Origin of the sequence: Chryseobacterium carnipullorum (assembly GCF_900142785.1) — a bacterium.
GTDB lineage: Bacteria > Bacteroidota > Bacteroidia > Flavobacteriales > Weeksellaceae > Chryseobacterium > Chryseobacterium carnipullorum.
This window is the reverse complement of the sequence record NZ_FRCD01000004.1, coordinates 101,106-124,553: the sequence shown is the minus strand read 5'-3', so window position 1 is coordinate 124,553 and position 23,448 is coordinate 101,106. Positions and strand designations below refer to the sequence as shown.

General features: G+C 35.4%; 21 protein-coding genes. 17 read left to right on the top strand and 4 right to left on the bottom strand.

What is annotated here, in order from left to right:
- Positions 1-307 precede the first annotated feature (307 nt).
- Positions 308-556: a Tn3 family transposase gene (locus BUC06_RS05980; RefSeq protein WP_083563990.1), complete on the top strand. Its 249-nt coding sequence runs from the start codon at positions 308-310 to the stop codon at positions 554-556.
- A gap of 469 nt (positions 557-1,025) precedes the next feature.
- A complete protein-coding gene (locus BUC06_RS05975) occupies positions 1,026-1,952 on the top strand; it encodes a BPSS1187 family protein (protein WP_167367403.1) in 927 nt (308 codons plus the stop codon).
- Between the two features lie 99 nt (positions 1,953-2,051).
- Here the strand turns inward: BUC06_RS05975 and BUC06_RS05970 are convergent, their stop codons facing one another.
- Positions 2,052-2,282 (bottom strand): hypothetical protein, encoded by a 231-nt coding sequence (locus BUC06_RS05970; protein WP_073331099.1) that lies wholly within the window; start codon positions 2,280-2,282, stop codon positions 2,052-2,054.
- 440 nt (positions 2,283-2,722) lie between these two features.
- On the opposite strand from BUC06_RS05970, the gene BUC06_RS05965 reads away from it, so the two are divergent.
- From BUC06_RS05965 to BUC06_RS05895, 15 genes are all read left to right on the top strand, one after another.
- Complete coding sequence (locus tag BUC06_RS05965) at positions 2,723-5,176, top strand: hypothetical protein (protein WP_073331096.1); 2,454 nt, start codon at positions 2,723-2,725, stop codon at positions 5,174-5,176.
- Between the two features lie 510 nt (positions 5,177-5,686).
- Positions 5,687-6,349, top strand: a complete 663-nt coding sequence (locus BUC06_RS05960) for a BON domain-containing protein (protein ID WP_073331092.1) — start codon at positions 5,687-5,689, stop codon at positions 6,347-6,349.
- Positions 6,350-6,480: 131 nt separating this feature from the next.
- Positions 6,481-7,059: a hypothetical protein gene (locus BUC06_RS05955; RefSeq protein WP_139263314.1), complete on the top strand. Its 579-nt coding sequence runs from the start codon at positions 6,481-6,483 to the stop codon at positions 7,057-7,059.
- 55 nt (positions 7,060-7,114) lie between these two features.
- Positions 7,115-7,315 carry a hypothetical protein gene (locus tag BUC06_RS23500; RefSeq protein ID WP_139263312.1) on the top strand — a complete coding sequence of 67 codons (201 nt, stop codon included), beginning with the start codon at positions 7,115-7,117 and terminating at the stop codon, positions 7,313-7,315.
- A gap of 256 nt (positions 7,316-7,571) precedes the next feature.
- Positions 7,572-8,132, top strand: a complete 561-nt coding sequence (locus BUC06_RS05945; protein ID WP_073331082.1) for a helix-turn-helix domain-containing protein — start codon at positions 7,572-7,574, stop codon at positions 8,130-8,132.
- Positions 8,133-8,206: 74 nt separating this feature from the next.
- Positions 8,207-8,548, top strand: coding sequence for a cupin domain-containing protein (locus tag BUC06_RS05940; RefSeq protein WP_073331079.1), 342 nt, complete (start codon positions 8,207-8,209; stop codon positions 8,546-8,548).
- Entirely contained in the window at positions 8,538-8,798 is a 261-nt protein-coding gene (locus tag BUC06_RS05935) for a hypothetical protein (RefSeq protein WP_073331076.1), read from the top strand. The genes BUC06_RS05940 and BUC06_RS05935 overlap by 11 nt, the downstream gene beginning before the upstream one ends.
- Positions 8,799-8,850: 52 nt before the next feature.
- Complete coding sequence (locus tag BUC06_RS05930; protein WP_073331073.1) at positions 8,851-9,543, top strand: DUF1003 domain-containing protein; 693 nt, start codon at positions 8,851-8,853, stop codon at positions 9,541-9,543.
- A gap of 29 nt (positions 9,544-9,572) precedes the next feature.
- On the top strand, positions 9,573-10,406 hold the full coding sequence (locus BUC06_RS05925; protein ID WP_164466239.1) for a universal stress protein: 834 nt from the start codon (positions 9,573-9,575) through the stop codon (positions 10,404-10,406).
- Between the two features lie 92 nt (positions 10,407-10,498).
- Entirely contained in the window at positions 10,499-11,254 is a 756-nt protein-coding gene (locus tag BUC06_RS05920) for a DUF6544 family protein (RefSeq protein ID WP_083563988.1), read from the top strand.
- Positions 11,255-11,299: 45 nt separating this feature from the next.
- Positions 11,300-13,804 carry a cation-translocating P-type ATPase gene (locus tag BUC06_RS05915; RefSeq protein ID WP_073331067.1) on the top strand — a complete coding sequence of 835 codons (2,505 nt, stop codon included), beginning with the start codon at positions 11,300-11,302 and terminating at the stop codon, positions 13,802-13,804.
- Between the two features lie 259 nt (positions 13,805-14,063).
- Entirely contained in the window at positions 14,064-14,441 is a 378-nt protein-coding gene (locus BUC06_RS05910; RefSeq protein ID WP_073331064.1) for a hypothetical protein, read from the top strand.
- 179 nt (positions 14,442-14,620) lie between these two features.
- A complete protein-coding gene (locus BUC06_RS05905) occupies positions 14,621-18,970 on the top strand; it encodes a CusA/CzcA family heavy metal efflux RND transporter (protein WP_073331061.1) in 4,350 nt (1,449 codons plus the stop codon).
- Between the two features lie 3 nt (positions 18,971-18,973).
- Positions 18,974-20,128, top strand: a complete 1,155-nt coding sequence (locus BUC06_RS05900; RefSeq protein WP_139263310.1) for an efflux RND transporter periplasmic adaptor subunit — start codon at positions 18,974-18,976, stop codon at positions 20,126-20,128.
- A gap of 416 nt (positions 20,129-20,544) precedes the next feature.
- Entirely contained in the window at positions 20,545-20,802 is a 258-nt protein-coding gene (locus BUC06_RS05895; RefSeq protein ID WP_073331055.1) for a hypothetical protein, read from the top strand.
- A gap of 60 nt (positions 20,803-20,862) precedes the next feature.
- Here the strand turns inward: BUC06_RS05895 and BUC06_RS05890 are convergent, their stop codons facing one another.
- The 3 genes from BUC06_RS05890 to BUC06_RS05880 all read right to left on the bottom strand — a co-directional run bounded on the left by BUC06_RS05890 (position 20,863) and on the right by BUC06_RS05880 (position 23,348).
- Complete coding sequence (locus BUC06_RS05890) at positions 20,863-21,153, bottom strand: hypothetical protein (protein WP_073331052.1); 291 nt, start codon at positions 21,151-21,153, stop codon at positions 20,863-20,865.
- Positions 21,154-21,397: 244 nt separating this feature from the next.
- A complete protein-coding gene (locus tag BUC06_RS05885; RefSeq protein WP_083563986.1) occupies positions 21,398-23,080 on the bottom strand; it encodes a tetratricopeptide repeat-containing sensor histidine kinase in 1,683 nt (560 codons plus the stop codon).
- Between the two features lie 64 nt (positions 23,081-23,144).
- Positions 23,145-23,348, bottom strand: a complete 204-nt coding sequence (locus BUC06_RS05880; protein WP_073331049.1) for a hypothetical protein — start codon at positions 23,346-23,348, stop codon at positions 23,145-23,147.
- Between the last annotated feature and the right edge of the window lie 100 nt (positions 23,349-23,448).

Below are 23,448 nucleotides of genomic sequence, written 5' to 3'. Positions count from 1 at the left end.
CTAACGAAACATGCCGTAAAGTGTGTAAGTTAAAAAGTCAGGGCTTAGATTTATAATCTGAGCCTTTTTTCAAAAATAAGCATAAATTGGTTTAAAATCAATCCCCAATTTTGGATGGGCATGATCCATTTTTTAGTAGATCCATTTTTAAGTAGCGCTTCTATTTCACTTCTGCATTCATCGAGTTTACTTTTTTCTGGCCTTTTGGTCTTCCTAATTTTATTCCACTAGCTTTCTTTGTTTGCAAAGCCTCTTTTGTTCTTTTAGAAATCAAATCCCTTTCAATCTCTGATACCATAGAAAATACATTGCCATCACTTTATCTGTATGGTATTGTCTAACTGCCAGTTTTTCTTTAAAAGAACATTATACGGATACTTCAGGGTTTACCGACCATGTGTTTGCTTTGATGCAGGTATTGGGATTTAAATTTGCCCCAAGAATCAGAGATTGGAACGGTAAGAAGCTATTTATTCCTGAAGTATCTACTGGCTATTCTGCGTTATCAGAACATACAGGAGGAACAATCAACAGTAAAAAGATTATTAAAAACTGAAACGAAATATTAAGGCTTGCAGCTTCTATAAAAGAGAGCGTTTTGATCGCTAAGAAAAGCGTAATCATTTACTCAATCTGTTAAAAAAATGCCTTTTAGTTCATTTTATCCTTAACCCTGTTTTTTTACTTTTCTTCGACTGATCCCAAGTTGCAGAAAAAATTGCAGAATTTTGAAGATGAATTGAATTCAAGTTTGCTTTTTTCCACAAAAGATAAATCCAGTAATCTGTATTATTTATCCCATTTTGGAGATTTATACAAGTATGCAACTTTAATAATGTCTTTTAATTGCTTGATTATCATGTTATTGAAATTAGAGGCTTTCTTGGGGGTTTATTTTTTTTTAAAACTTCAGCTTTATTCCTTCATTTGTACCACAAAAATAAAATATTATGAAAAAAACATTTTTATTTGGTCTGGTGTTTATTGCCTTGTCGAGTTGCTCAAATCAGGCAGATGATCTGAATGTGAAAAATACGCAGATGTCTGAAGAAAATCAGATCAGTTCTTACATGAATACAGAAGGGCAAAAAATAAATAATCTTTCTGTAAGATTTCCTGGCTATAACGAAGTGCATGTAAAACCCAGCCAGGCGGATCCTTCGGTATATCAGTGGGATCATGACCATATTGTGTATTACGACGGAGCGATTAAAAATAACAAAGTATTGTTATGGCTCACCGGTACCGGCGGAACGACCAGGAATGTTCCCGCTGAATTTTTTAAAACAGCACTAAATCAGGGCTACAGGATTGTCGCGCTTTCTTTCATTACTGATCCTGGTGTATCCCAAATATGCATAGGGCCAAAGTTAGATGTTGATGTCAATTGTGCAGCTAAATTCCGTCGTCAGCGGATCTACGGAGATACTTCCTTTCCAGATATTCCAGATCAATATCAGGATGCTATTATCCCACGTCTGATCAAACTTTTTAAATATTTGTCAATCAATGATCCAGGGGGGCAATGGTCACAATACCTGAATCAAAGTACAGGCAGGCCCGCATGGAGCAAGATTGCTGTAGGAGGCCAGTCACAGGGTGGCGGTATGGCCGAATTTATAGCCAAAAATGCATCAGTTGCAAGGGTCATTAGCTTTTCCGGAGGATGGGATTACAGCAATTCAAGGACAAAGCAAATAGCCGGATGGTATTCTCAACAATTTGTTACACCGCTTTCAAATATCTATGCCGCTTACCATGTAAAGGAAATCGCATCTCAACAGTTAGCGGCAAAATGCAAGGCAATGCGTATACCAAGTGGTAATCTATTTGTAGGAAATCAAAATGTTTCCAGCACTAATATAAACTATAGCAATCCCTACCATGTAGAATCGCTTAGTAACCCTGTTTATAAGGCATCTTGGATAAAAATGCTTGGTTCAGGACGATAATGCCAGTGTGTAATTCCCTGTTATTACTTATAATTTTACCATAAAAAGAGTTGTTTAAATTGATTTTGGTATTTTTTTCCAGACAAAATAGCAACCGCTCTAAATAAACGAATCCCCACTTATGAGGTGGGGATTTCTTTCATATATCTTAATTGAAGGATATCGTGTCAAATTGCAGAAAAAGCGCCACCACATTGGATCAGCTCCCGGCCTTTCGTCTTCAATATTACAACTCCTCTGATCTGTCCAATGCATACCTCCATTAATAGTTTTTATCTTTTCTCTTGAGAATTTAGTTGCCATTCTTTTTAGGCTTTCAAAATTTTTCATAAAATAGTATTTAATAATTCGTGGTATACAAATCTGATTGGTATGGATTATCCTTGCTTATAATTCAAAAGAGCAGAGTATTTATCACCGCATGCTGTATGTTTTGTGTCAGTAAATTTCTGATTAATAATGGATAAAGGGAATTTAGATTTATTTTATTTTCAAAGTAGCTAGCTAACTGATTGGTTTTTGAAAATTGCAATTCTCATGGGCTAAATCTTAACTGCCTTTCAATAAAGAGGAAATTAAATGTAAAACCCATTAATATAAGCATTTTCATTACTATTGTTAAGTAATAGATTTTATTTGTTGTATAAAATGAAACAGGATAGCCCAATTTTTGCAATAGTTCAATTCTGTGTTATGTTAGCAGTAATTCTTACGATAAAACGGAATGAACTGATCATAAAATACATTAAATCCACTAGCTAAAAATAAATATGAAAAAAATTTTTATCCTGCTGTTATCATTTGGGTATCTCAGCATTTTTTCACAGTCAAAAGTCATTGTAAGAAATTCCGGAGATCAGTCTCCAATTTCTAATGCAACAGTGTCTTGTAACAGCAAAATAATAGGAAGAACAGATGGATCAGGGATATCTGTTTTTAAAACAAAATGTAAAAAAGTGGAAATTTCTGCAAGAGGATTCCAGAATGATGATGTTGTTGTTGATAAGGTGATGGAGGTCTTTTTAATGAAGGCCGACCCCAACGTTGAAAATATTCAGGCTATCGTTTTGGACGATAAAAGTGATCCCAGAGCATTGGAAATTCTCAGGAAAGTCAACGAAAATTACAACGAAAATTCTCCTAAGAGTTTAGAGTCTTACGCATTTAAATCCTATGAGAAAATTTCTCTGGATTTTGACGAAGACAGTATCAAAGCTTATAACACTTATATTGCCAACCGTATAGATTCACTTAAAAAGATTCCTCAACTTCCCATGAAATCAACAAAGAAAAAAGATTCTTTGGAGTCTGTCAATCTGATGAAGCTTGTAGGGGGAAGCAAAATCTTTTTATGGGAAAGAGCTTCTCAAAATCTGTATTCAAAAAAATATGGTGAGAAAATTAACATTCTGGATAATAAAGTTGCCGGTCTGAAAGAGCCTATCTATGAGCTGATGGCTTTCCGCTCCAACAGAAATCAGATTCCCAAGGAGGTACGTGAGGAAAACAGGAATCTTTATCGTTTCTTTTTAACAGATTCTATTGAAATAGAAGGACGTGAGAATTATGTGATCCGTTTTCGCCAGGTTGATTATAAGCAATCTCCCAAACAAAAAAAATTCAATGGCTATCTTTATGTAGACAAAGCGAGCTACGCTCTGAAAAAAATAGAAAGTAATAGTAAAATTAAAAGTGAAGGAAGTATTACGAGCATTTGGAAACCTATTGAAAATAAATGGTTTCTTGTCAAAGAAAATTATAAACTGAAAATGGGGTCTGCCTCTTTTGATACTGATGATAAAAAGGATAAAAAAAGAACGAAAGAACAAAAAGATTCCGAAAAAAAACACATAAAAAAGTTTGGCAGTTATGCTTTTGTCACTGCGGATTATTTTGATTTCAAAACTTCTATTGAAGAAAAACCTGAAGATTTTAAAGGCTATACGATCAGCGTTAAAAATTCTGACGGAAATGAGATTGATCAGTACCGTACTGAAAATCTGACGGACCGAGAACAAGCTACCTATACAAAAATCGACAGCTTAAGCGCCAAATATAAGCTCAGTCAGAAAGCAAAAGCATTAACCGGTTTGCTCAAAGGTAAGGTAAGGCTGGGAATGCTGGATTTTGACCTTTCTAAAGTCATTGGGTACAACAAATATGAACATATCCGACTGGGGGCTGGTGTCAAACTGAATGAAAAGTTCAACAGGTATATTTCTCCGGATGCTTATTTTGCTTATGGTATTTATGATAAGGATTTTAAATACGGAGTGGGGGTTGATGTCCGTACAACATTGGAGAAAAATTCATTTTTCCGGGCTGAATATTTTGATGATGTCATGGCAGCCGGACGCTTTTCAGAAAACTTATGGAATTTCAGAATGAAAATAATGAACTCCGGAGTTGCGCTTAATAATAACGTTTTTTTTGGTTATAAAGGTTTTAAAGTGAGTTATGAAAATGACTTTACCAATGCATTAACGATTAACATTGCCACTAAAAGAACGCAGGAAGAATCTAAATTTAACTATAATTTTAAAGAGCTTGGAAGTCGCTTCGATATCGCATCATCCACCATCACCCTAAAATATTCACCCAATTCTAAAAATATTATGACGCCTACCGGAAAATATACCTACGAACAGAATCTTCCGGAATTCTATCTTAATTATGAGCAAGGGTACAAGGCTCTGGGAGGTGATTTACAATTCAGTAGGTTTGATGCCTTATTTGTTCAGAATTTTAAAACTAAGCTTGGTTTAACCGGAGTGAGATTGTATGGAGGATTAGTGACAGGTGATGCTCCGATCTGGAAAAATTTTACACTCAACGGGCTGGGGAATGGAAATGGTGGGTTGAATTTCAACCTTACGTCCTATCTGGGTTTTGCAACAATGGAAGGTGGAAAATATTATAACGACAAATTTTTGGGAGCTTATCTCACGCATAGGCTGCCTTGGTATTTTAAAAGTTTCGGGAAGAATGTTTCAAGTTTCGATGTGATCTATAGAGGGACCATCGGAGATATGAAAAATCCGGAATTTCATCAATTTGATTTTAAAAAATTAGATCATTTATATAATGAGCTGGGTCTGGAATGGAATAATTTTTTATCCTCCCAATTTAATTTGGGCTTTTTCTATAGAGTAGGGTATTACAATACACCTAAATTTAAAGATAATTTTGCCATTCAGTTTAAGCTTAAACTCCTGGGCTTCTAAATATGATCTGAAATTTAACTTAAAGTGACTCTTCTTTTGAAGAGTCATTTTTTATACTATCGGGATTTTAACTATACAATTCTTATGGAATGAGAGGAATTTAAATTTATTTTAAGCTTAAGAATCAAAGGTACACTTCTCCAGTATCTAAAATAGGATTTACATGTGACGATGACGATATATTTATACGATCTTTTTTATTAACCTTTTGTCACAGCCTAATGGTGACGATCCACTAAAAAAGTGAGAATATTAAAGCAATATCATACTTTTAGTAGGGCTCCATATTTCTGAATTCCCATTCAGTTCCTAAATATTCGTTTCACAATGTATTCATTGCGGGTATTTTGCATTCTTACCAGATCATAATTGTTCGGCAACGGTTGATTCAATCATTTGAAAATGTGTGATATATGTAATCAAGTTTTATTGTTGTGTAAAGAGATGAGCAAAAGATAGGCGTAAATTTAATCTATCGAAATAAATCAGTTTCAATGAAATTCATGACAAATGAAAACAAATTCAGAATTACAAAAAGATGTCCAGGACGCCATCAAATGGGAGCCGCTCTTACATTCAGCTGAGATTGGGGTTACTGCAAAAGATGGGGTGGTTTCTTTAACGGGCGTAGTGGACAGTTTTGCAAAAAAAGCAGGAGCAGAAAAAGCTGCCATAAAAATTAAAGGGGTAAAAGCATTGGTAGAAAATATTGAAGTGAATTTTCCAAATTCATGGACTAAAAGTGATGCAGATGTTGCCAATGAGGTATTGGCAGCATTAAAATCGAATGATACAGTTCCTGATGAAAAAGTCAGTGTGAAGGTAGAAGACGGATGGGTAACTTTAGGAGGGGAACTCAACTGGAATTACGAGCGGGATGCTGCAAAAAAGGCTATTAACTTTCTTCCCGGTATTAAGGCAATCACTAACAATATTAAAATAAAGTCAAAAGTTCATGATGAAATTGAAAAGAAAGATATTGAAAATGCTTTGAGAAGAAGCGTAATTGAGGATAATGATATCAGGGTATCTGTGTTTGGAAATACAGTCACCTTAGAGGGAACAGTCAATTCTTTGTATGCAAAAGAAGAAGCCGGTCATATTGCCTGGAAAGCTCCGGGAATTTGGGAGGTGAAAAATAAGCTTACAGTAGATTATGAATATGCTTTTTAATAAATCATGGCGATGAGGTGACGGGCACTTTCTTCGGTATCTTTAAATAATTGCTTTCGTTTGATCTGATTATTATTAAAATAAAATAATGAAACATTCACACAATTATTCTTCAACAAAATAAAGATCGTATGAAAAATAGAATTTTTAGGGTATTTGCTATGGGGATCATCTTTATTGCATTTACAACCTTTGCATTTGCTCAGAATACTGAAAATAAGGCCAATAAAAGAACTGATATAGAGCCTGTCCGAATGGCAAAGGAACAGGTTCCTGATATTGTGATTGAAAATTTTTTTAAAGATCATTCATCTGTAAAATATGAGTTGTGGAAGGGGTATCCTAAAGAAGATTTTACAAACGTTTGGTATGATTATAATCCTTATTTAAATTCTTCAGTAGCTTCCGGATATTTTGTAGTCGAATTTTGGGAGGATGGAGAACATCAGGAAGCAATGTATTCCAATGAAGGAAAGAAGATTGCTGTCCATAAAAAATTGAGTTCTCAGCTTCCTAAACCTATTTTGGAGGCTATAAGTAGAGGGTTATACAGGGATTGGGAAATTGCCAAAGAAAATGAAGAGATATTCAGAGATAATTCTTTAGACAAAGCTAAAGTATATAAAATTGAGGTTCAATATGGATCTTCAAAACATTTTTTATTCTATTCTCCTGATGGAGCCCTGTTAAAGAATAAAATCATTCAATAATACCAGCATTGAGCTCGGCTTGCTCAAATAAATCCAGAAAATAAATCCAGAAATCATGGAAAAAAAAATAGTAAAACATACAATAGGTATAAAACCACTAAAGGAAAAACTTCTGGCAGCGGTAAACAGAGTGCTGACAAGTAATAACTCAGAGTTGACCCGTACAATGGAAAAGATCGTAAAAAAATCTCTTAAGCCCATTTCAAAAAAGGCAAAAAAACAGATTAAGAGAGCGAACAAGCGAACAAACGCATGAAAATACAAATAGGAATAGCAGATGGCCATCGCCAGGCAGTAGCTGATGAACTGATTTGATGAGATCATGAGAGGGGTGTCATAATATAAACAAAGAAATAGTAATGTTGATACACTTGGATAAAAATCGGCAATCATTGAGTTTACCGGTGCGATCATCATTTTAGTTTTCCGAATGTTCACTATGGGAAGATACTTTCTTACAATCTGTCTTAATACCATAAATCATTATACAATGCAAATATTCAGTAGAACTTATGAAATTATACATCAAATATATGGTAAGTCTGCGCTGCAAAATGGTTGTTCAGGATGCATTAGATAGTTTAAATATAAATTATGTAGGGATAGAATTGGGATTGGTTGAAACCCTAGAAAAAACCAGTGATGATAAGAGGGCAAAACTTGCAGAGATTTTAATAAAATCTGGATTGCAGCTTCTGGATGACAAAAAAAGTATTTTGATCGAGAAAATCAAAAGTGTCATCATAGATATGGTCCATTACTCAGATGAGCTGCCAAAACAAAACTTCTCAGATTATCTCAGTGAAAAACTTGGGTATGACTACACCTATCTGGCCAATACATTTTCTGAAGTGAAAGGGATTACGATCCAGCATTATATTATTAATCATAAAATAGAGAAAGCCAAAGAATTACTTCTTTATGATGAACTTAATCTCACGGAAATCGCTTATAAACTCAATTATAGCAGTGTTGCCCACTTATCCAATCAGTTTAAAAAGGTAACCGGACTTAGCCCTTCTTTCTATAAACAGTTAGGACAAAAAAGAAAGCAAAATCTCGAAGATCTTTAATCATCAATCTTCCGGGCGTTAGGCTGCAGGAAGAATTAAAACATCTATTTTTTTAACATTAGCCCAAATCTATTATGGATAATAACGAACTCGAAAAATCAACCGCTTATATCACGGTTGAAATTATAGAATACATTCCCAATTCTGTGGTCATCAAAACCATTTTGAAAAAATCAACCGGTAATATCAGTGTAATGTCTTTCGACAGTGGAGAAGGGCTTACTGAAAAAATATCCCCATTTGACACCTTTGCTCAGATTATAGAAGGAAAAGCGGAAATTGTGATTGACGGTCAATCTTTCCTTTTAGATACGGGACAATCCATTATTATTCCTGCTCATAAGCCTAATGTTATCAAAGCCAACGAGCGTTTTAAAATGATATTAACGATTATAAAAAGCGGCTATGAATTATAGGGATACAACCAAATATCTTATAAAAGAAATTTCTGATGTCAAGTTCGGGATACAGTCAGGATTTCCGGAATTATATATTCTTTTATATGAAAAACCTCGGTTTCATTCCGGGATGAAAAATCAATTGTTTATTAATGATTTAAAATATTATTTACAGTCTGCGACCAAACAGTTAAAGGAAATTCAGGAACCTATCTGCAGAATGCCGCCTAAAAATGGATCTCAGTTTAGATTTTCATTTTTTATTTAAAAAAACATTCTGGAATTCAATCACTGCAGATTAATAAAAGTAAAAGCTCAAAATGGAAACCAGTAAGATCAGTCATCAGGAAATTCGGGAAGGAGAAGAAGTGAAAGGAGAAGATCTTCGCGAGGGCATCTTTAACCTTATTCGGAAGAAAAATGCTCTCTTTAGCAAAGATGATTTTATCTCTATTTCGGAACTGAATCAATACCGAAGATTATACCTGACATCCTTAATTGTGGAAGAGAGGGGAGAACTTGAAATCATAGATCTGGATGTAATGGAGGCTATTAAAAACAATTCCATTCTCTCGGAAAATATTCAGGATGAAATAGAAGCTGATCTTACGCCGGGAGAAAGGCTTGCTGATAAAGTTGCTTCTTTTGGTGGAAGCTGGACCTTCATTGTTGTATTTTTCTCATTTATTTTGATTTGGATATTGATTAATATTTGGTTCTTATCAGCAAAGTCCTTTGATCCCTATCCTTTTATATTGCTGAATTTGCTTCTTTCCTGTCTGGCAGCCATTCAGGCACCCATTATTATGATGAGCCAAAACCGGCAGGAACAAAAAGATAGAGTAAGAAGTGAACATGATTACAAGATTAATCTAAAAGCTGAATTGGAAATCAAACTCCTCAGTGAAAAAATAGACCATTTGCTTGTGAATCAAAATAAAAAATTACTGGAGATTCAGGAAGTACAGACTGATTATCTCGAAGACCTGATGAATGTTCTTCAAAAGAAATGAACGATTATATTGAACTAAATTTTAAAAAAGTGGAAAAAATTCTTGTTACTACAGATTTTTCGGATCATTCAAAATCCGGATTACGGTTTGCTGTTCAATTAGCTGCCCAGAATACATATAGCCTGACTTTTCTCAATGTCCATCATTTGCAGACACCTTCCGCATGGGATGCTGTAAGAATGGACGAATATGAGGAGGAGCAAAAAGAATTGATACACTCCAGACTGGTTCTTTTTGTGGAGGAAATATATGCTGCCATGCACATGGAGCCCAGAACTATTCAGTATGCTGTGGAATTGTCTGTCTTACCAGAATCCAGAATCGTGGAATATGCAGAGGAAAATAGCTTTGATTATATTTGTATTAGCACAAGAGGGGCCGGTGTATTAAAAAAATTCTTAGGAACGATCACTTCTACTCTTATCAATCAATCTAAAGTTCCGGTAATTGTAGTGCCTCATGATTATAAAATAGGTACAATCAAAAGTATTCTGTACGCCTCAGATCTTGATGATTCTGAAAATGAGCTGATCAGGGTTGTATCATTTGCAAAACCACTTCAGGCATCTGTTGAATTGCTGAATTTTACATCAGAACCATGGAAAGAAGAAAACAGGAAGATCTTTGAAAGCAGGATAGACAAGATAGCGAATTATCCTGTAAGTATAAATATCACTGAGAAAAAGCAGGATGATCATCTGCTTGAAGGCATAGAGTTGGCTGTCAAAAAATCCGAACCTTCTCTGTTGATAATGTTCACACATCAAAGTAGAAATTGGTTTCAGAACGTTTTCTATGCAGGCAATTCTGCTGAATATTCATTTCATACCAAAGTTCCTTTGTTAGTCTTTAGAAAAGCATAGATAATTTTTTACCAAATGCTTTTAAGATGACAATACTCATTTCAATACTCATCATTACAATCCTATTATTTGTATTATTATTTGGTAAAATCATGATGCAATTTACATTTAACAGGCAGTTGGCCGTCTTGTATGAAAACACCAAAAACAGATCAGGTCAACTCTATGACAGTATCATATTAAACGATTTGCCAGAACCTGTTCAACGGTATTTTAAATTAGTTTTGAAACATGGACAGCCCTATATAAGTTCAGTCCGGCTGGAGCATAACGGAATATTTAAGACTGATCTAAAGAAAGGCTATATAAACATAGCGGGTGAACAGCACTTCTCCGTAAGACAGCCACAATTTATCTGGAAAGGAACAACAACGATGTTTACAGCTATTGATAGTTATATTGCCAATACAGGAAGTTTAAAAGTTTTCTTATTGAATATCTTTAAGGTAGCAGAAAATAAAGGTGTCACATCAGATGAAGGTGAACTGCAACGCTGGGTGGCAGAAAGCGTTTGGTTTCCTACCAATCTGTTGCCATCGGAAATGGTAAAATGGACAGCAATTGATGCAAATTCAGCAAAATTATCATTCAGATATAAAGAAATTTTATTTCATTTTACGGTCTCTTTTAATGCCGTTGGTGACATTATAACCATGCAGACACAACGTTTCATGACAGATGAAAAAAGAGAAACCTGGCTTTGCAAAATGTCGGGTTATAAGGAGGTTAATGGCTTTCGAATTCCTTTTTCGGCGGAAGTACTATGGAGATTATCTTCAGGAGATTGCAGTTATGCGAAGTTTGAAATTCAAAAGATAGAATACAATAAACATTACTACGGAAAGTAAAGATCAAATTCTAATCATTAATCGATTGTCTTAAAAACATTTACAATGCCTATTCACCATTTCAACATACAGGGTTTATCCGATAATGAAGTCATTCAGTCAAGGGAAAAGAATGGGAAAAATAATTTAAACTACAAAAAAGGAAACACTTTCTTTGAAACGGTCATCCGTATTGCCAAAGATCCCATGCTTATATTATTATTCGTAGCGGCTTTTATTTATTTTATCAGTGGCAAAAACGGAGATGGTATTTTTCTGACTGCGGCCATCATATTTCAAACCTCCATTTCTTTGTATCAATATTCCAGAAGCAAAAATGCTTTGGAGAAACTGAAAGACCTTTCTCAACCGAACTGCAAGGTAATCCGTAATGGCAAAATCATAGAAATTAAAAGTGAAGATTTAGTGGTTGGCGACAGCATGATGGTGGAAGAAGGGACTCTGATCACAGCAGACGGAAGTATCATTCATTCTAATGATTTTTCGGTCAACGAATCTATCCTAACCGGAGAATCACTTTCTGTCTTCAAAGAAAAAACAATCGTAGACCATTTTATTTACAGCGGCACCACCGTGGCCAGTGGATTGGCAGTGGCCACCATTACTGCTATTGGCAATGCTACCAGATTGGGGAAGATCGGAAGCAGTTTGGAAAGTATTACTGAAGAAAAAACACCTTTGGAAAAACAAATTGCTAATTTTGTAAAAAAAATGGCCATTACGGGTGCCGTGGTTTTTATGATCGTCTGGATCATTAATTACTGGCATTCTCAAGAGGTATTGAACAGCTTACTACAGTCGCTTACTTTGGCTATGAGCATTTTACCAGAAGAAATTCCTGTGGCATTCACTACATTTATGGCGTTGGGAGCCTGGAGATTAATGAAGCTGGGGATTGTGGTGAAACAAATGAAAACCGTTGAAACGCTGGGAAGTGCTACGGTGATCTGCACGGATAAAACAGGAACATTGACAGAGAATAAAATGAGTGTTGCAAAACTGTTTTTACTCTCTTCAAACAAAATATTTCTACCTGTCGATACCTCCTCGGATGATGAAAAAGAACTCATCACCTCAGCAATGTGGGCTAGTGAACCTATTGCTTTTGACCCGATGGAAATCGCATTACACCAAACTTATGAGAACATTTCAAAAAATGACGAACGTCCTCATTACCATCTCATTCATGAATATCCATTAGGTGGAAAACCGCCGATGATGACCCATATCTTTTCAAATCGCTCAGGAAAACGTATTATTGCCGCCAAAGGTGCACCAGAAGCATTGATGGCTGTTTCGGATCTTGCCTCCAATGAAAAGCAATATATTAATAAAGCAATACAACTCTTGGCAAAGGATGGGTTTCGGGTCCTGGGAGTTGGCACATCTGATTTTACCGGAAGTGAATACCCCAAAAAACAACAGGATTTATTGTTTCAATTCAAAGGCATCATTGCTTTTTATGACCCTCCAAAAAAGAATATCCAAAAGGTACTGGAGAACTTTTATAATGCAGGCATTGCCGTGAAAATAATCACCGGAGATAATTCTGCCACTACTGAAGCTATCGCCAGACAAATTGGATTCAAAGGATGCAAAAACAGTATTACAGGGGATGAACTGATGAGATTGGAGGATGACCAACTAAAAGAAAGTGTAATGACTAACAGCATTTTTACGAGAATGTTTCCTGAAGCAAAACTAAAAATCATCAATGCACTAAAATCAAACCATCAGATTGTAGCCATGACAGGAGATGGAGTGAATGACGGGCCGGCCCTGAAAGCCGCACATATAGGAATAGCAATGGGTAGAAAGGGAACAGAAATAGCCAAACAGGCAGCTTCATTGATTTTATTAGAAGATGATCTGTCTAAAATGGTGGATGCCATTGCGATGGGCAGAAAAATTTACACCAATCTCAAAAAAGCTATCCAATTTATCATTTCAATACACATTCCTATCATTTTGACCGTTTTTATTCCATTGGCGCTGGGCTGGATTTATCCCAATATTTTTTCTCCGATTCATATTATATTTTTGGAACTGATTATGGGGCCGACATGTTCTATTGTTTATGAAAATGAGCCCATGGAAAAAAATACAATGACAAGGAAACCCAAACCTTTTACCTCCACTTTTTTCAATTGGAAAGAACTTTCAACCAGTATCATTCAAGGATTGATCATAACTGTCGGAACGCTATGGGTATATCTGTTTTCTGTTGACCAGGGATTCAATGAACAAATTACAAGGACAATGGTTTTTTTGACTTTAGTCACTTCCAACGTGTTTTTAACCTTAGAAAACCGTTCCTTTTACTATTCTGTCATCACCACTTTACGATATAAAAATAATCTGGTTTTAATCATTGTAGGCATTACAGTAGGCATTACAGGTCTGTTGTTGTATGTCAAGCCTTTAACCCGCTTTTTTGCTTTTGAAGAGTTGAATCTAATACAGTTTTTGATTGCCGCAGGAACAGGGTGTGTTTCAGTATTATGGTATGAATTGGTTAAATTTTGGAAACGGCATTATCAAATCATGTAAAATGATGATGACCTCCTTGATATTTCCATTAAAGAAATATTGATCAGTCGGTATTTCAAATATAAATTTCCAAATTATACCGATGGATGATAAAACAATTTTTTTCAACCCATTTATTCTGATCGTAATTTCTTTCTGTAAATAATGCTTAATTTGAGTTCTATCTTGCTAACACGTTTTTAATAGTAAGAGTTTCTATTGATCGAAATTCGTATTAATTTATAACCATTCTAAGATTAAAATCATCTAATTTTGTTATGTGAAAAAGTGGATTTCCATAGTATTACTTTCCCTTTATTTGTTTTCAACAACTGAACTATACCAGCTGCTGAAAATCCCCGTTCTTATAGAACATTTTATAGAACACAAGGAACAGAATCCGGAAATAACGCTTAGAGCTTTCATTAAGATGCATTATGACCATCCGGTTAAAGATGCCGACTATCAGACAGACCAGAAACTTCCTTTTGTGGTTCACTCATCTCCATTGGTTTTGATTTTTACTGTACCGGATTGTAGGATTGAGGTTATAAAAACGATCATAAAAGAAGGTCATAAAGAAATGTATTCCTACAATTATCTCTTTTACGATAAAGGAGCCTTAAATTCCATTTGGCAGCCTCCTAAACACTGTTAATTTTTTCCGTTTGTTTTTACGGTTCAACACGTAGGTGTTGGTCTCTTATCCCGTTTTGATCTGGCTGGACTCTATTCCCTGTATTTTAAATTCTTTGATGAGAATAAGAGTTACAGGCGTTCTCGGCGTGGAGAGGAGCAAAGACTATTTATTTCAATTAAGATTTAACAGAATTATATATGCTTACAAAAATCATTGAGTTTTCTGTGAAGAATAAACTCATTATAGCATTGCTGGTATTTGGACTTATAGGCGTTGGAGCTTATCAGGTGACCCAATTACCAATCGATGCAGTGCCTGATATTACCAATAATCAGGTTCAGGTAATAACCACTGCTCCCTCATTCGGAGCTACCGATATCGAAAGATTAGTTACTTTCCCTATAGAACAAGCCAACAGTAATATTTCGGGTTTAAAAGAAATCCGGAGTTTCTCAAGGTTTGGTCTTTCATTAGTTACCATTGTTTTTGATGACAATGTTGATATTTACTGGGCAAGACAACAGGTTGCAGAGAGGTTGCAGCAGGTGCAGAATCAAATACCACCGGATATAGGAATACCTACATTGGGACCTATTTCAACGGGATTGGGTGAAATTTATCAATATGTTGTCCGTTCCAAAAAAGGGTACGAAAGCAAGTATGATATTACAGAACTGAGAACCCTTCAGGATTGGATCGTTAGGAGACAATTGCTTGGGGTAAAAGGGGTCGCGGAAGTCAGCAGCTTTGGCGGCCAGCTGAAACAATATGAAATCTCTGTAAATCCTGATAAATTAAATGCTTACGGAATTACCATTACCGATATTTTCGATGCATTAAAAGCCAATAACCAAAATACAGGAGGATCTTATATCGAAAAAGGACCTACCGTTTTATATATACGAAGCGAAGGATTAGTGGGAAATCTGGATGATATTAAGAATATATCAATCTCCACAAAAAACAATGATGTTCCCTTATTTATCAGAGATGTTGCAGATGTACGCTATGGGTATGCTACAAGATTCGGTGCAATGACCTACAATGACAGTGGTGAAGTTTCCGGTGCTATTGTGATGATGCTAAAGGGTGAAAACAGCAGCGAGGTCATCAAAAATGTAAAGAGTAAAATAGAGCAAATCCAGAAAACTTTGCCGGAAGGTGTTGTGATTGAGCCATTCTTAGACCGAACCAAAATGGTAAACAACGCTATAGGTACTGTAGAAAAGAATCTGATGGAAGGTGCCTTGATTGTTGTCTTTGTGCTGGTCTTATTCCTGGGAAATTTCCGTGCAGGTTTACTGGTCGCTTCAGTGATTCCTCTGGCGATGCTTTTTGCCATTTGTATGATGAATCTTTTTGGCGTCAGCGGTAATTTAATGAGCCTGGGAGCACTTGATTTTGGGCTTATCATAGATGGCGCTGTCATTATTGTAGAATCCGTCATGCATCAGTTTACCCATAACTCAAAATTCAGGAAAGCAGTATCGGTTTCAAAACAGGAAATGGATACGATTGTCATAGATTCTGCAGGAAAGATGATGAACAGTGCTGTTTTCGGGCAGATCATTATCCTTATTGTGTATCTGCCTATTTTAACATTACAAGGGATTGAAGGTAAAATGTTCAAACCTATGGCACAGACCGTAGCATTCGCCTTGTTGGGAGCATTTTTGCTTTCACTTACCTATATTCCGATGATGAGTTCTATTATTTTAAGCAAAAAAATAAACCATAAAATGAACTTCTCAGATCGGTTAATGGAAAAAACTGAAAGGATGTATCGGAAGACATTGTTGAAAGTCTTGAGATTGCCGAAAACCATTTTCAGTATTGTCATTGTTCTTTTTTTAATTTCCGTTGTGGTTTTAAGCAGAATGGGAGGTGAGTTTATTCCATCATTGGAAGAAGGAGATTTTGCTGTTGATACAAGAGTTTTACCCGGCAGTAGTCTTAAAACAACGATTGAAAGCACGCAAAAAGCAGCCCATATTCTGAAAACAAGATTTCCCGAAGTTCAGAAAGTCGTCACCAAAATAGGAAGCGGAGAAGTTCCCACAGATCCAATGCCGATGGATGCTTCAGACATGATGGTGATTTTAAAGGATAAGAGCGAATGGACTTCTGCCAAAACCTTTCCTGAGCTTTCTGATAAAATGAGCAAAGCTTTAGAAGATGTTCCGGGAATTACAGTGGGTTTTCAGTATCCTGTGCAGATGCGTTTTAATGAATTGATGACGGGTGCCAGACAGGATGTTGTCCTGAAAATATTCGGTGAAAATTTGGAAACTTTAGTTAAAAATGCCAATCAGATTGGCAAAATAATAGGGACGGTAAGGGGAGCTCAAAACCTGTATATTGAACCTGTTTCAGGTCTTCCGCAGGTCATTATCAAGTATAACAGACCCGTTATAGCACAGTATCATTTGTCCATTGGAGACATCAACAGGGTGATCAATACCGCTTTTGCAGGACAAAGTACAGGTTTGGTTTTTGAGGGAGAAAAACGCTTTGATATGGTGGTCAGATTAAACAGTAATGACCGCAAAAATCTGGATGATGTCAAGAATTTGTTGGTTCCTACACAGTCAGGGAATCAGATTCCACTTTCGCAGCTTGCCTATATCGATATTAAAAATGGTCCGAATCAGATCCAGCGTGAGAATGGACAGCGGAGAATTGTGGTAGGCTTTAATGTCAAAAACCGTGATGTTCAGGGGATTGTAGAAGAACTTCAGGCTAAAGTAGATCAGCAGCTGAAGCTTCCTCCGGGATATTATGTCACCTATGGAGGTTCTTTTGAAAACCTGAAAAATGCCAAAAACAGACTGATGATTGCAGTACCGATTGCTTTGGTTTTGATTTTTGTGCTCTTGTTTCTGGCTTTTAAGTCGGTGAAAGAAAGTCTTTTAATCTATACGGCGATTCCGCTTTCCATCATTGGAGGGGTGTTCTTACTGGCTGCAAGAGGAATGCCTTTCAGTATCAGTGCAGGAGTAGGATTTATCGCCCTTTTCGGAGTGGCAGTTCTCAACGGTATTGTTCTTATTTCAGAATTCAACAGACTGTATCAAAGCGGAACTAAAAATATTGTAAGAATAGTTGTGGATGGAGGAGAAGCGAGATTGAGGCCGGTGCTGATGACTGCTTTTGTAGCTTCACTGGGCTTTATTCCGATGGCTCTCAGTAACGGTGCCGGAGCTGAAGTTCAGAGACCGCTTGCAACCGTAGTGATAGGAGGTCTTCTGATGGCGACTTTGCTCACGCTTTTTGTGCTTCCGCTGCTTTATGTAACCATTGAAAAAGGATTTAAAATGAAAAATATAAGAAAAAACTCAATAATTCCTATTCTCATTCTATTGTTCGTTTTATCAGGAAATGTGATGAAATCTCAAACTAAGATCAGTCTTGATGAAGCAATTACCCTCGCTTTGAAAAATAACAGGGGTCTGAAAAATGAGAAATTAAAATCAGAATATGCAAAACAAATAATAAAGACCTCTTCGGACATTCCTCAAACAGGAATTTCTGTCGATTACGGACAAATCAACAGTGTTTACCGTGATGTGAAATTCGGGGTTTCCCAGAGCATTGCATTTCCTACAGTGTACAAAAGACAGAAAAGCCTGTACACCGAAGAATGGAAAAAGAGTGAGCTCAATATTTCATTAAAAGAATATCAGTTGAAAAAAGGAGTAACGCTAACATTTTACAACATTCTATACTGGCAGGAAAAAGAAAAACTTCTGAATAAATCATTGGTTTTATATTCTCAATTTCTGGATAAGGCCAATTTAAGATTAAAAAGCGGAGAGAGCAATATGTTGGAAAAAGTGACTGCAGCCAATCAAAAATCGATGGTGGAAATACAGATAAAGCAGGTAGAGCAGGAACTTAAAACCCTGCAGTTGCAATTACAATGGCTTCTTAATTCAGAAACAGAATGGCTTCCGGACGGAGACCGTCTGTTTTCTCCTTCCGGTCTGGAAAGTGATATTTCCGGAAATCCTTCTTTAAAGATATTGGAACAGCAAAAAAATGTAACAGCCCAACAGACAGCTTTAGAGAAATCTAAATTATTGCCAGGTCTGCAACTTGCTTATAATCTCAACAGCTTCCGCGGAATGGGTGCAGATGACAACGTATATAATGCCTCCCCACAGTTTCATTCTGTTCAGGTCGGTGTTTCTGTTCCTATCTTTTCTGGTGGACAAAAAGCAAGAATTCAAGCGTCCAAAATTGCAGAATCTGTAAGTGAAAATGATTTACAGAATGCTCAGTTTACCATAAAAAACCAGTATAAAAAGCTTTCAGAAATTCAGCAGAAAAATAGGGAGATTGTTTCTCAGTACGAGAAATATGAACTGGAAAATGCTGACACTATTCTTGAAACTGCTCAAAAGCAATTCATCAACGGAGCGATTAATTATCTGGAATTTGTGATGCTTGTCAATCAGGCAATCAGCATCAAAAACAATTATACAGATGCCGTTTGGAATCTCAATGAAAGCATTGTTGAACTTGAATATATCAACTTAAATCAATAAATTATGCCAAAATCAATTCAAAATACATATTCTGTTTTATTCATTCTTACCCTCTTTTTTGTGGTCCAGTGTAATAAAAAAGAAGAAGCAATGGTAAAAGCAGTACCTGCTAAAGATGAAAGTATCGTTGTGCTTACTGATGCTCAACTCAGAAATACACCTATAGAAACGATGTCGCTTTCTGTGAGAAATATTTCGACAGTCCTTAAAATTAATGGAAGAATAGATGTTCCTCCTCAAAATTTAGTGTCGGTAAGCGTTCCTCTGGGCGGTTATCTGAAAAATACCAACCTGCTTCCAGGGATGCGGGTAAATAAAGGACAGGTCATTGCCATTATAGAAAATCCCCAGTTTATACAACTTCAGCAGGACTATCTGATGGCAAAATCAAAACTTCACTTCGCAGAATTGGACTATAACCGGCAGAAACAACTCAACCAAAGCCAGGCAAGCAGTGATAAGGTAATGCAGCAGGCACAGTCTGAGATGAACAGCCAGAGAATTATGATGAATACTTTGGCAGAACAACTTCAACTGGTCCATATCAATCCGGGAAGTTTAACTTCTGGGAATATCCGGAAAAGTGTTCCGGTGTACAGTACGATCAACGGCTTTGTGAGCAAGGTGAATGTGAATATAGGAAAATTTGTAAATCCGTCTGATGTTCTATTTGAACTCATCAATCCCAACGATATTCACCTTAATCTTAAAGTGTATGAAAAAGATCTTCAAATGCTCAAAATCGGACAACGATTTAAAGCTTATACCAATACGCAGCCTGATAAAAAATATGATGGAGAGATTATTCTGATCAGCAAAGATATCAATGCAGACGGAACAGCCGATGTGCATTGTCATTTTGAGCAGTATGATCAGGACCTGACTCCCGGAATGTATATGAATGCTGATATCGAGACCGAAACATCATTTTCCAATGCACTTCCTGAAGAAAGTATCGTCAATTTTGAAGGCCAGGATTATGTTTTTGTGTATGAAAAAAAACAAACCTACAAGCTCACTCCTGTAACACTGGGAGCGTCTGAGAATAAGTTCATTCAAGTCAAAAATTTTAAGGATTTTAAGAACAGTAAAATCGTTACTAAAAATGCATATACTCTTTTGATGAAGCTTAAAAATACGGCAAGTGAAGAGGAATAATCCCGCTTAAATAATAAAATAAAAATAATCGAAAATTTAAAAATAATGAATAAGTCATTTTTCAGCGTAAAAAATATTTTAACCGGGCTGTTGTTAATGTTTATCAGTATTCAAACTATAAAGTGAGTTATTACAGAAATTATTAAATGGAAAATTAATATTGGAAAATGTACGTTGGAGCAGATCAAGATGGTCAACTTCTTTTGCGAGGTTTGGTTCTACCCATTTGTCGATATAAAAACCGCTCTCGACAAGTGGCAGAGGCAATGATTTAAAGATTTAAAATTCTGCCTCCAATTCTTGATGTAGCAGCTACAGCTCCCAATTTTACAGACAAATTAAAATTTCTTGATTGATCAATTCTGGCTTAGTATTTGTAAAAAATATTTTAAACAGACAATTAACTTTTTTACATTATGAAAATTACCACTGACATAAAGGATAGCGTTTTAACTCTTACCAAACTTATTGACAATATTGAGATTATTTATGGAAAGAAAAAAATACATCATGGAGCGTTATCATCAGTAACACATGAGCCGTTTGAAGTAAAGATACTGGATGATCAGTGTAAGGAAGATCCAGAACATGTAATAGATTTTGACCTTGCACAGCAAATGACAATCAAATTTTTTGACGGAACAGTAAAAACATACCAGGATGAAGTTGAATAACTATTATTTATTGTTCATACCCTGATTGAATGATAACAATCTGTTACCATTAAAGTCTGCTTAAATAGAAGCAGACTTTTTCTGTTTAATGTAGGGAGAATTAACTTCAGTAGCTTCATCACAAAATAAGTGAGTGAAATATGATTTGTGATCTGTCTTTGGATCGATGAATATTTCTGATTCAAGGCGTGTTTTAAATTCCCACGTATCCCATTTACGAATTCCCTTTTGATGGGGATCAAATGTACAGTGCAATTCATAATGTCTTTTATTTTCATCACTGTGAAATTCCACAATGATACTTTGATCACCTGGAAGAATTTCCTCCCGTACTATAGCCATAAGTTTCATAATACATATTTTTTCAAAGCTATATTCATCATGCGACAAAACATGTCGTATAATAAAGAATTTTACATTAGTCAGAATGTATAGTTAATTCCAAGCCTTGAAAGCTTTACCAATTTTTTTATTTCACTTGTGTAATCTTCATTTAAACATCCTTTTTTAGCCATAAGAAATTCTGTCAATACCAATTTTTAACGTGAAAATATAAAATGGTCTTCAGCACTTGAAAGGTTTTTAAGAATATTTTTTATGAAAAAGGAAAAGAAAAGTGTACGATCATTCCTTTTTCAGTTTGAGTTTTATTGTCAAAAGTAATACAGCCTCCCAAATTCTCAATTCGGTTAATCATATTACGAACACCATTTTTTAAAATAGTTTCATTATTGATTCCAACTCCAGTATCAGAATAGTGAATTTTAACTTTTTCAAAAGTCCTTTCAAATCTCAAAGTAACACGGTCTGCATGACTGTGTTTTTTCATATTGATAAGCAACTCCCGCAGAACCTGATATACTTCAGCTTTACAAGAATGAGATATGTTTTCCCAAACCTCAACATCATTGCCTATTAAAATTGTATCTATATGATCACTCGTAAAGTAGCCCATCAATTTTCTTATCTTTTCACTGAAAATTTCTGATTCGTCATTAATTTCAATATTCTCATAAGATAGGTTTCTTGATCTGTTATAAATGTATTCCAGATCATCCAAAGTTTCATTTCTGCTGATATCCAGATGATTTTCCAGCTTGGTCATCACCTGATAAATTCCATTGGCTACGACGTCATGTACTTTTTTAGAATATTTTAATTCTGTATTTTTTACTTCGAGTTCTTTTTCTTTTTGAAGTCTTTTTTTTCTTTTCGTATACCATATGACACTAATAATAAGTGTTAATAATAGACTAGCTACGATAATATTTCTATATAACACTTTATTTTCAGCTTCCAGGTTTTTAGCCTGCAGCTCAATATTTTTTGACTCCGTTTTATCAATATCTGATTTGATAAGGGCAAACTGATTCTTTGCTTTTCCCCGTGCTATTATAACACTGTCGTTTATATTTTGAAACGCATTAAAATATTTTAAATAATTATTTTTATCAAGATTTATTAGCTTTTGTAATGCTTGCAGTTGGTCTTCTGGGTTTTTAATTTGTTTGGAGGTGCTGTACATTTTTTCTGCATATAGTTTTGCAGAATCAATATCTTTATCTGAATAATAATCTGAAAGAGTAGCATAGCTTGAATTCATTTCAGTGATATTTTTAGATCGGTATCTGATATCTAATGCTCTTAAATAATCTTTTAAAGGGTCATCATTTTTATCTGATAAATATTTAGCCGCTGACAAATTACTAAGCGCACGGGCATAATCTATACTTTTTGTGGTAGTATTGAGAGATAATTCTAAATAATACTTTGCTTTAGTATACTCTTTCATATTTGTCAGGACCTTGCCTATGTTGTTATAATAGACCGCTCTGTCATTTTTATCTTTTGTATATTTTAGAGTATTTTGGTAGAATTTTATGGCATCATTGTAATTATAAAGAAAGGAAGATGCAATGGCCATATTATTGAAATTTCTGGCAAGATTTGCCTTGACGTTAATGTCATTGTCATTTCTAAGATATTTTTCTGCTTCCAGCGAAGTTTCTATCCCACCATAAAAATCCCCTCTGTTTGTTTGGATGATTCCCATATTAATTAGGGATTGTGCTACTCCTAAAGAATCGCCCATCTTTTTATAATCATCTTTTGCAAGATTGTAAAAATAATAAGCAGAATCTATTTTCATTGAATCCCGGAGCTTTCTAGCTTTGGCATAATTAAAATTATCCTGACCATTTACATAATCAGTCTGTAATTTTTTTTTACAGCTGGTAGTAATGGTTAATGTTAAGAAAAATAGAAATAACTTTTTCAAGATTAATTAGTTTGACTGCAAATTATAAAAAAAAGACAGATTTAAGCAATCTGTCTTCTAATAATTAAGGTCTTGGGCTCGGTGGTGGAGTCTGACCTGTACTGCCACTGGTGTTTCCTCCTCCTCCAGGTCCGCCACTACCGTCATCTCCTCCAGTCCCTGTTTCTGGATTTAATCTTTCTCCGGATTGTATTTCGATGCTGTTTGTGCCATTATTATTGTACAATGGGTTTTCGTTATGGTTTCCGAATGCTAAGCCAAATAGCATTAATAAGAATTGTATCACTGTTTTAAAATTTAAAAATTGACATTGGTGTTCTTCCCCGCAAAACTGATTGCAGGTGGTGTTACACGTTTTTGAAAAAAGA